Here is a 3,685-nt window from a genome sequence, read left to right as displayed (position 1 = left end):
GCCAGCGCCTCCACGTCCAAATACCCGCGTTGAGCATCCTCACGACCCTGCATGAAACCAGTCTTAATCACCCGTCCCGAAAGTCCAGCAGGCGCGCCCTAACCCCGCAGATTATTCAGCAGTCTCCTAGAGGCTTGAGAAACGGGGAAAAACAGAACTGATGCAACCGCCAACCAAGGCATATACCCGGCTTTGAGCGTCCGCTTGCTTGCCTTGGTGCACCAGGGTGATGACTTCGTTAACCACCGCGCCTCCCAACGCGCCCCAAACGCAGCGTGCTAGCTAGGCTAATTCGATTCACGTTCAAGGCGGTCTACCGCCGGCCACACGATTTTGTTGAGCATGTACTGGATGCTTCGCTGGCTCTGCTCGCCGGCGGAGTCGCCGTCAAGCCTTCATGGCCGCATTCAATGGCGCAACGCCGCCGGGCGTGCTCGTCGACCTCGCGGGGCGCAGCATCGACCTGGCTTTGCTCGTCGCGTTGAGGCGGGTCAGCAACTTCTGAGCCGATGACGGCCCCCCGTATGGGAGCCGTCATCTTTGTTGAAGGGTTATGCGTGGGTTTCGGAGTGTTCGTCCTCTGCCACACGGCGTGCCGCGACGGCTCGGATATTGCCGCGTGCGAGGAACCAGCCAAGGACTAGCAGAGGAATGATGAGAGCGATGGAGCCGATGGTGTAGGTGCCGACCGGGTAGTCGAGGGCCATCAGTGCCAGGACGGCGGCGAGGAATACAAGCGCGAGGATGCCTGTCCACGGTGCCCCGAACAGGCGGAATGATGGCCTGCGGATTTTGCCTTGGCGGGCCCAGTGCCAGAGCTTCAGCTGGCAGACGACGATGGCAGCCCAGGCTGTGATCAGACAGAGTGAGGAGACGTTCAGGACAATCTCGAAGGCCGACTCGGGGACGACAGCGTTCAGTCCTACCCCGAGCAGTGCGACGCCGGCTGTCATGAGAATTCCGCCGTAGGGAACGCCGGCTTTGTTCATGCGTCCGGCGAATTTGGGTGCGGATCCGGCGGCCGACAGCGACCGCATGATCCGGCCGGTGGAATAGAGGCCTGCGTTGAGTGACGAGAGGGCGGCGGTAAGGACGATCAGGTTCATGATGGCGTCTCCGCCGGTGATTCCGATCGATCCGAAGAACGTCACGAAGGGGCTCTCCCCCGCTTTGTACGCCGTGTACGGGAGCAGGCACGAAAGCAGGAGGACGGACCCGACGTAGAACACGCCAATGCGGAAGACTACGGCGTTGATTGCCTTTGGCATGACTTTTTCGGGATGCTCGGTTTCGCCGGCCGCTGTGCCGACGAGCTCGATGGCGCCGTAGGCGAAGATGACGCCCTGGATCACGACAAGGGCCGGGAGCACGCCGTTGGGGAACAGGCCTCCGTTGTCGGAGATGAGGCTGAAGCCGGCGCTGTGTCCGGCGACGGGCGTTCCGAAGGCGACGAAACAGACACCTACGATGAGGAAGGTGACCAGGGCCAGGACCTTGATGAGGGAGAACCAGAATTCGAGCTCGCCGAACACCTTCACTGACACGAGGTTCAGGCCCAGGACCAAGGCCAGGGCAGCGAGGGCGAAGATCCACTGGGGGACGTCCGCGATCGCCGGGACGTATTTCTTGAAGAAATTCATGTACAGGGCCACGGCTGTGACGTCCACGATGGCGATCATGGACCAGTTCAGCCAGTACAGCCAGCCGACGGTGAACGCGGCTTTCTCGCCGAAGAATTCCCGGGCGTACGAGACAAAGGACCCGGAAGAGGGGCGGTGCAGCACCAGCTCGCCGAGGGCGCGCAGGATGAGGAACGCGAAGAACCCGCACACCGCGTAGACGAGGATCAGGCCCGGCCCGGCCGCAGCCAGTCGGCCGCCGGCGCCCATGAACAGGCCTGTTCCGATGGCGCCTCCGATCCCTATCATCTGGATCTGCCGGGCGCTGAGGCCCTTGTGGTAGCCCTGTTCCTCATCGTTGAAGCCGGGGTTTCCGGAAATAGTGCTCTTGGGAGCCGGTGGTCCGTCGGAGACGGCCGTGCCGGAATCGAACATTGAAGACATAGGTCGGGACTGCTTTCGTGAAGGGGAACCCGGGCGTCTGTCGCCGACGGGGGTCAAGCAACCGTCGGGGGCGCGTCTGTGGCGTCGGTCACTGTCCGGTACATACTCCCCCAGGAGCCAGCTAAGGAAAAGCGGCTTTTAGTGGCCATTAGCCTTAAGAAAAACGGGACGTCGAAATTGGTGAGGGGAAAGGTTTTAGTTAAGTAGAACTGCAAGTAATTGGCCATAAAGCATCGCTTTTTCTTTGGGTTCAGGTGTTGGATTATGAATTCATGCGTTCAACTCACACCGCTTACTGGTATGCCAATCCTGATGCCCGAAGGTGGCAGACGGCAGCTCCGGCGTCTGCCCTGCCTTTCCACCGCACGTTGGCCGGCTATTCAGCGACGCCGCTGACCGAACTTCCCTCGCTGGCTACCGAACTCGGCGTTGGCCGGGTGTTCCTCAAGGATGAGTCCAACCGGCTCGGCTTGCCGGCCTTCAAGATCCTGGGCGCCTCATGGGCTGTCTGCCGCGCGCTGTGCGAACGGCAGGGCCTTGATGCCGGCACCATGACCGTCCCGGAGCTCCGCGGACATCTGCACTCCGGTGCGGATGCCGGGTCGCTTCCGGTGCTGGTTACGGCCACTGACGGCAACCATGGCCGCGCGGTATCGCGGATGGCAGCCCTGCTCGGCCTCAGTGCCCGGATTTACATCCCGAACGGTCTCAGTGCTGCCGCCGTCGACGCGATCAGGGGCGAAGGCGCCGAGCTGGTCGAAGTCGATGCCATCTATGACGATGTCGTGGCCGCCGCAGCGGCGTCCACTGCCGGCAGCGGCCGTGATGTGCTGATCCAGGACACCGCCTGGGCCGGGTACACCGACATTCCCCGTTGGATCGTCGACGGATATACGACCCTTTTCGCCGAGATCGATGGGTCGTTGGCGCAGTCGGGCCACGCCGGAGCGGACCTGGTGGCCTGCCCGGTCGGGGTGGGATCCCTGGCCCACGCCATGGTCGACCACTACCGGAACCCCGGCACGAGTGCCCCGTCACTGCTCAGCGTTGAGCCGGAGACAGCCGCCTGCATCGCCCAATCCCTGCGGGCGGGTGAACCCGTCGTTGTCGATACTTCCTTCCCCACGATCATGTCCGGGCTGAACTGCGGCACGCCTTCGGAACTGGGCTGGCCGTCGCTGTTGGCCGGCCTGGACGGTGCCGTGAGCGTGTCCGAGGAAGACTGCCGCCAGGCCGTGTTGGATCTCGGCGACCTCGGCCAGGACGCAGGGCCCTGCGGGGCCTCAACGCTTGCCGGGGTCCGGGCTGCTTTGGCTGACAGCGAACGACGCCGACAACTCGGCATCACCCAGGACTCCGTCATTGTGCTCGTCAGCACCGAAGGCCTCGCGGCCAACCCGCTCCGATGAAAGAAGCAATTCCGATGAACAACAGCCTCAATACCTCTCCTGAAACCGCACAGACACCTATCGAAGATCCCATAGCGCTGCTGGGGGTCCTCGTACGCATCGACTCCGTCAATCCCGCGACGAGACTCACCAATAGTGCTCGCGAAACGGGGTGCATGCCTCATTTGAGAAACGCTCGCGAAATCACGGGCCGCTACGGGCACGGCGGTGACG

General features: G+C 62.8%; 3 protein-coding genes. 2 read left to right on the top strand and 1 reads right to left on the bottom strand.

Annotated elements, in window-relative coordinates; genetic code table 11:
- Positions 1-551 precede the first annotated feature (551 nt).
- Positions 552-2,063 (bottom strand): amino acid permease, encoded by a 1,512-nt coding sequence (locus tag ASG92_RS24635; RefSeq protein ID WP_082579720.1) that lies wholly within the window; start codon positions 2,061-2,063, stop codon positions 552-554.
- 272 nt (positions 2,064-2,335) lie between these two features.
- Between ASG92_RS24635 and ASG92_RS24630 the strand changes: the two genes are divergently transcribed.
- Positions 2,336-3,472, top strand: a complete 1,137-nt coding sequence (locus ASG92_RS24630; RefSeq protein WP_056634882.1) for a diaminopropionate ammonia-lyase — start codon at positions 2,336-2,338, stop codon at positions 3,470-3,472.
- 14 nt (positions 3,473-3,486) lie between these two features.
- On the top strand, positions 3,487-3,685 hold a 199-nt coding region (locus ASG92_RS30155; protein ID WP_240987293.1), incomplete at its 3' end, for a hypothetical protein.

The organism is Arthrobacter sp. Soil736, from assembly GCF_001428005.1.
Lineage (GTDB): Bacteria > Actinomycetota > Actinomycetes > Actinomycetales > Micrococcaceae > Arthrobacter.
Note: the sequence above shows the minus strand (reverse complement) of the source record. Positions and strands in the feature narration are given on the sequence as shown.

Bases quoted from the DNA above. Each gene is read 5' to 3' on its own strand.
- ASG92_RS24635 (WP_082579720.1), bottom strand. From the start codon at position 2,063: ATGTCTTCAATGTTCGATTCCGGCACGGCCGTCTCCGACGGACCACCG.
- ASG92_RS24630 (WP_056634882.1), top strand. From the start codon at position 2,336: ATGCGTTCAACTCACACCGCTTACTGGTATGCCAATCCTGATGCCCGA.